Below are 6,642 nucleotides of genomic sequence, written 5' to 3' on the forward strand. Positions count from 1 at the left end.
AATACCGGCCTGTCACGCCGGGGGTCGCGGGTTCGAGTCCCGTCCACTCCGCCAAAAAATAAGTAATAGATTATAAATTCTCCGAGTTTTTTCCGCTAAAATTATTTTCGTAGACTCTAATTGTGTTTGATCTAGTTAACCGAAAAAAACGTGTCGTTCAAGTGATTCTGGGCTTGGCGGTGTTGCCATTTATGTTCTGGGGCGTGGAATCTTATCGGAGCGATGGTGGCGAAGGCTATGTTGCAATCGTCGAGGGTGATGAAATTTCCCGGCGCGAGTATGAACAAGCACTACGTGATCATCATGAACGGCTGCGGGGTATGCTTGGTGCAAATTTCGATAGCGCGATGCTTGATAATTTTGAAGTTAGAAACTCTGTGCTTGAAAGGCTGATTCAACAGCGATTATTACAGCAAGAAGCTGTAAAAAATGGCTTTGTTGTTTTGGACTCACAGTTAATCAAGACAATTCAAGATGTACAGGCATTCCAAAAGAATAATAAATTTTCCAAGCAGCAATACGAAGAATTGTTGCGTAACCAAGGTCTTACACCCGAGATATTCGAATCACGTGTGCGCCAAGAACTATTGTTGCAACAGCTGCTGGATGGATATAGTGAAAATGCGATTACGCCAAGCACTATCGCTGAGAGAGTGCAATACCTGAGTGAGGTGCGACGTGAAATCAGTCAATCACAAATTGCATCGGATCAATTTCTCTCCCAAGCAGTGCCTGGAGAAGCAGATGTTTCTGCTTATTATGAGCAGCATAAGACAGATTTTGATTTGCCGGAACGAGCCAAAGTTGAATATCTGGTTTTATCTTTGGGTGCGGTAGCAAAAAACGAATTCGTGAGTGACGAAGCGGTCAATACCTATTTTTCAGAGCATCAATCGGAGTTTGGTCAATCTGAAGAACGCAAGGCTAGCCATATATTAATCAGCGTGTCTGCGGACGCGCCAGAGGAAGAAAAACAAATAGCGCGGGGTAAGGCTGAGAAAATTTTGGAGCAGGTTGAGCAGGATCCAGATCAGTTTGCAGAAATCGCTGGAGAGCATTCAGATGATCCCGGTTCAGCAATGCGGGGAGGCGATCTTGGTTTCTTTAGCCGTGGTGTCATGGTTAAATCCTTTGAGGATAAAATTTTTTCAATGCAACCGGATGAAATCAGCGACATAGTAGAAACAGATTTTGGTCTGCATATAATTAAATTAACTGCAATCAAGGAAGAACGGCACCCAGATCTAGAGGAAGTTCGTGAGCAAATTCAGAATACGCTTAAGATAGAAATGGTAGAAAGTGTTTTTGGTGAGATTGCCGAGGACTTTAGTAATGTTGTTTATGAGCAGGGTGAAAGTCTGCAAGCAGCGGCAGAAAAATTTGAGTTAACCATAGAAAAGAGTGACTGGATTACAAGGGATTCAATAGATCCCGCGGTTCTTTCCAATGAAAATTTGCTGACAGCAATTTTTTCAGATGATGTTATTTTAAATAGCCGTAATACGGAAGCTATCGAAGTAGATCCTGATACATTCGTTTCTGCTCGTATTATTGAATACAAACCGGCTACAGCGCAGTCATTGGCAGTTGTAAGAGATGAGATTGTGGAAAAACTCAAGCACGAGATGGCTGCATCAATGGCTGTTGCGGAAGGACAAGAAAGGCTTATTAGATTACAGGCGGGAGAGGTTCTTGATGATGTTGCTTGGGATGATACGCAGTCGATTTCTTATATGCAGCCGCAGGGATTAGATAATGAGGCTTTACGGGCTATTTTTAGAGCAGAAGTTGATGAGCTTCCTGCCTATACCGGCGTGGTTAATCCAGAGGGCGGATTTAATTTGATACAAATTAGCAAGGTAGTAGAGCCTGAACCAGATGAAAGAACTACGCTTGAAAATTTTACTAAGCAATTGCAGCAGATGATAACGCAAGAAGAAATGTCGTCGTATCTGGCTGCAATCAGACAACGATATGAAGTCAAAATTAAACAAAATAGTTTTTGATTGCTATTTCAGCATTCTAATTGTGGTTAATCACCGAGATTGAATGCGACTGTATTAAAGCCTGCATCTACATAAGTTATCTCCCCGGTAATGCCACTAGCCAGATCACTGCATAAGAAAGCGGCGACATTGCCAACTTCTTCGATAGTGACATTACGTCGGAGCGGCGCGACCTTTTCGGTATATCCTAACAATTTTCCAAAATTTCCAATGCCGGAGGCTGCCAGAGTTCTAATGGGGCCGGCAGAGATGGCATTAACACGTATTCCTTTTGGACCCAAGCTGGAAGCCATGAAACGAACATTTGCTTCAAGGCTGGCTTTGGCTAATCCCATTACATTGTAATTGGGCATGACACGAACAGCACCTAAATAACTTAATGTTAAAAGAGCACCATTTCTATCTTGCATTAAGGGCTGAGCAGCTTTCGCAAGGGCTGAGAAACTATAGGAGGTGATATCGTGTGCAATTCGAAAAGCCTCTCTATCAACACTTCCCAGGTAATCTCCATTTAGAGCTTCACGGGGTGCAAAGGCAATCGAATGGATGATGCAATCCAATCCATCCCAATGTTTTTGCAGTTGCTCAAAGCACATTGAGATTTCATCGTCACTAGCTACATTGCAGGGAAATAGTAAACTGCTGTCAAATTCAGCGGCTAACTTTTCAACTCGTCCATGAAGCTCTTCGCTTTGATAAGTAAAAGCTAATGATGCACCTTCTTGTTTCATGACCTTCGCGATACCGTAAGCTATTGAGCGGTTGCTGAGTAGTCCTGTAATGAGTACACGTTTATTGGCGAGAAATCCCATAAATTTTCCTTGTAAGATTGAGTATTTTGACAAATTATAGCTGAAGGGCTGAGTAAGATGGCGTTAAACACAAGAATAAGTTGAAGATGCGAGTATCATTAGTGACTTTAAACAAATTCTGGAAAGTCGGATTTGCAATGAAATTTTTATTAATTAAGTTCTGGTTACTGATTGTTACTACTGTACAACTAGCTGCATGTGGTGAGAATATTTGGAATAATCCTTATGCCGCTTCAGATGCAGGGGAAAATATTCTTTATAGTGTGTTTGCTGAACGTCCTAAGCATCTTGATCCAGTGCAATCCTACAGTTCAAATGAAATCCAGTTTACTGCCCAGATTTACGAACCTCCACTGCAATATCATTATTTGAAAAGGCCTTTTGTTTTGATCCCAGCAACTGCGAAAGAAATGCCCATTGTGAAATATTTCGATGCTGAAGGTAACCAATTGTCGGATGAGACGCATTCCAACGATATTGTTTATAGTGTTTATGAGATCTCGATTAAACCTGAGATTTTCTATCAACCTCACCCAGCTTTCGTGACGGATGGGCAAGATAATTGGTTATATCATGCACTGAACGAGCAAACATTAACATCGATATTTAAGCTATCCGATTTTGCATATACAGATAATAGGGAGTTGGAGGCCGAAGATTATGTGTATCAGGTTAAGCGTCTGGCTCATCCAAGATTGCATTCTCCAATATATGGGCTCATGGCGGATTATATAGTGGGGTTAAAGGAATATGCAGCTGCGTTGAAAAGTGCAGAACTGAATTTACCAGAGGGAGAAATATACTTAGACTTGAGGAAGCATCGATTAGAGGGGGTTCAAGTAATCGATAAATATACTTATCGTATAAAAATACATGGGAAGTATCCTCAATTTCTCTATTGGTTGGCGATGCCTTTTTTTGCGCCGATTCCTTGGGAAGCAGATCGTTTTTATTCGCAGCTGGGATTAATGCAAAAAAACATAACGCTAGACTGGTATCCGGTTGGTACAGGCCCATATATGCTCACTGAGAACGATCCCAATCTGCGCATGGTATTAGAAAAAAATCCAAACTTTCACGACGAATACTATCCGACAGTGGGTATGCCAGGAGATGAAGAGAATGGACTGCTCAAGGATGCGGGGAAGAAATTGCCATTTATCGACAAAGTTATTTATACCCGAGAAAAAGAAAGCATTCCAAGGTGGAATAAATTCATGCAAGGATATTATGATGCCAGTGGTATTGGTTCAGACAGTTTTGATCAGGCGGTTCAGCTAGTCGGGCAAGGGGAAGCGACAGTTACCGAAGAAATGGAAGAGCAAGGGATCAGATTGGAAACAACTGTGGCGGTATCCACTTACTACATGGGTTTTAATATGCTGGATCCTGTGGTGGGAGGAAGAAATGAGCGTGAGCGTGAATCAGCTAGAAAGCTTCGGCAAGCAATTTCGATTGCTGTTGATTATGAAGAATTTATTTCAATTTTTGCGAATGGTCGAGGAATACCCGCACAAAGCCCAATATCGCCGGGTATTGTAGGCTATCGCGATGGCCGAGAAGGTATCAACCCGATAGTATATGACTGGATTGATGGTCAGCCACAGCGAAAATCAATCCAAACTGCAAAGGTTTTGCTTGCAGAGGCGGGATACCCAAATGGGATTGATCGAAAAACGGGAGCGCCATTAATTCTGTATTTTGATGTGACGGCGCGCAGTTCTGAAGACAGATCAAAGCTCGATTGGATGCGTAAACAATTCCAAAAACTAAATATACAATTGGTAGTTAGAAGCACAGATTACAATCGTTTTCAAGACAAAATTCGAAAAGGCAATGCACAAATCTTCGAATGGGGTTGGAATGCAGATTACCCTGATCCGGAGAATTTCTTGTTTTTATTATATGGACCTCAACGAAAGGTCGGAGATAGTGGTGAGAATGCTGTAAATTATGATAACACTGAATATAATCAGTTGTTTGAGCAAATGAAAAATATGGAGAATGGGTCGGAGCGACAACTGATTATAGATCGCATGGTAGAGATATTGCGTTACGATGCGCCTTGGTTGTGGGGATATCATCCAAAAGATTATGGTTTGTATCATTCTTGGTATCAGAATGTTAAACCAAACAGAATATCAAATAATAATATCAAATATTTTAAAATTGATGCCAATTTAAGAGAGGCTAAGCGTCGTGAATGGAATGAGCCGGTATTTTGGCCTATTGCATTGATACCAATTATTTTGATGATTAGTTTTGTTCCCGCTGTAGGAGCGTTTCGTCGTCACGAAAGTAGTACTGCAGTACGTAAAGCCTAAATTCACAGCAATTTACTGATAATGCTAAGTTATATTGTTAGACGTTTGTTTTATGCGATACCGATACTTATCGGGGTCAATTTGCTTACATTTACGTTATTTTTTGTAGTGAATACACCTGATGATATGGCGCGCATGCAATTGGGTATTAAGTATGTTACGCCTGAAGCAATTGAAAAATGGAAAGTTGAGCGAGGTTACGATAAGCCTCTATTGTTTAATTCTGAAGTCGAGAAGTTGGAAAAGCTGACGAATACGATTTTCTTTGAGAAATCAATTTCAATGTTTGTTTTTGAATTTGGACGTTCGGATGATGGGCGGGATATTGCGCGGGAAATTAAGTCACGCATGATGCCAAGTCTTGCAATTGCGCTGCCGGTATTTGTATTGGGGTTGCTTGTTTATATTACTTTTGCGTTGCTGATCGTTTTTTTTCGTGCCACTTATATCGATTTCTGGGGGGTGGTTATATGTGTGGCACTGATGTCGATTTCGAGCTTATTTTATATTATTGTTGGGCAGTTTGTGGTAAGTAAATTATGGCATTGGGTCCCAATATCGGGTTATGGAACTGGATTAGACGCAACAAAGTTTTTGTTGTTGCCTGTCTTGATTGGAGTTGTTAGTAGTGCCGGGTCTCATGTTCGTTGGTATCGCACAATATTTTTAGAGGAGATGAATAAAGAATATGTACGTACAGCCAGAGCAAAAGGGTTATCGGAGCGTATTGTCTTATTCAGACATGTACTCAAAAATGCATTAATTCCAATTCTAACCGGCGCGGTTGTTGTCGTGCCTCTATTGTTTCTGGGCAGTTTACTGGTCGAATCTTTTTTCGGTATTCCGGGGCTTGGCAGTTATACCATTGATGCAATTAATTCACAGGATTTTGCAATTGTCAGGGCAATGGTTTTTCTGGGTTCAATGCTTTATATCGTGGGCCTGATCCTAACCGATATTTCTTATACGCTTGTTGATCCAAGAATTCGACTTACTTAGGTTTGATTCTTTTGGGCGATAGAATTCGTTAAGTTGCGCATTTCTGGTTTGTAGAAGTGATTTTTGAAATATTATTGGTCTTTTATATTGTCTCCATATAAAACAAGATTGACTTATGAGGGTAATATATTCATAATCCCCCGTTTCGTTCGGAGGGGTTCCCGAGCGGTCAAAGGGATCAGACTGTAAATCTGACGGCTCTGCCTTCGAAGGTTCGAATCCTTCCCCCTCCACCAAGTTAGGAAGTAGTATAGTAGTAAATTGGCTTTAGGGAATGGATGTTCTGCTTTGGCGGATCGATTTTTCGCTTTCTCATAGGGTTTGTAGCGCGGGTGTAGCTCAATGGTAGAGCAGAAGCCTTCCAAGCTTACGACGAGGGTTCGATTCCCTTCACCCGCTCCAGGTTTGGGTGGTATCAATTTATATGGTTATTGGTTGTTTGTGTATATGCTTGCCCATGTAGCTCAGTGGTAGAGCACTCCCTTGGTAAGGGAGAGGTCG

General features: G+C 41.4%; 4 protein-coding genes and 2 tRNA genes. 5 read left to right on the forward strand and 1 reads right to left on the reverse strand.

Annotation, left to right across the window (positions count from 1 at the left end; genetic code table 11):
• The first annotated feature begins 122 nt into the window (after window positions 1-122).
• Window positions 123-2,006 (forward strand): SurA N-terminal domain-containing protein, encoded by a 1,884-nt coding sequence (locus QZV86_RS12985; RefSeq protein ID WP_295628962.1) that lies wholly within the window; start codon window positions 123-125, stop codon window positions 2,004-2,006.
• Between the two features lie 26 nt (window positions 2,007-2,032).
• On the opposite strand, the gene QZV86_RS12990 is transcribed toward QZV86_RS12985, so the two are convergent.
• Window positions 2,033-2,818, reverse strand: a complete 786-nt coding sequence (locus QZV86_RS12990; protein ID WP_295628965.1) for an SDR family oxidoreductase — start codon at window positions 2,816-2,818, stop codon at window positions 2,033-2,035.
• A gap of 137 nt (window positions 2,819-2,955) precedes the next feature.
• Here QZV86_RS12990 and QZV86_RS12995 point away from each other — a divergent pair, with 137 nt between their 5' ends.
• The 4 genes from QZV86_RS12995 (at window position 2,956) to QZV86_RS13010 (ending at window position 6,543) form a co-directional block, all read left to right on the forward strand.
• Entirely contained in the window at window positions 2,956-5,142 is a 2,187-nt protein-coding gene (locus QZV86_RS12995) for an ABC transporter substrate-binding protein (protein WP_295628968.1), read from the forward strand.
• 21 nt (window positions 5,143-5,163) lie between these two features.
• Window positions 5,164-6,141 carry an ABC transporter permease gene (locus QZV86_RS13000; protein WP_295628970.1) on the forward strand — a complete coding sequence of 326 codons (978 nt, stop codon included), beginning with the start codon at window positions 5,164-5,166 and terminating at the stop codon, window positions 6,139-6,141.
• A gap of 151 nt (window positions 6,142-6,292) precedes the next feature.
• Window positions 6,293-6,377: transfer RNA gene (locus QZV86_RS13005), tRNA-Tyr, on the forward strand.
• A 92-nt stretch (window positions 6,378-6,469) separates the two neighbouring features.
• Window positions 6,470-6,543 (forward strand) — tRNA-Gly (locus tag QZV86_RS13010).
• The last annotated feature ends 99 nt before the right edge of the window (window positions 6,544-6,642 follow it).

It is taken from the genome of uncultured Nitrosomonas sp. (assembly GCF_902826915.1).
Taxonomy (GTDB): Bacteria; Pseudomonadota; Gammaproteobacteria; order Burkholderiales; family Nitrosomonadaceae; genus Nitrosomonas.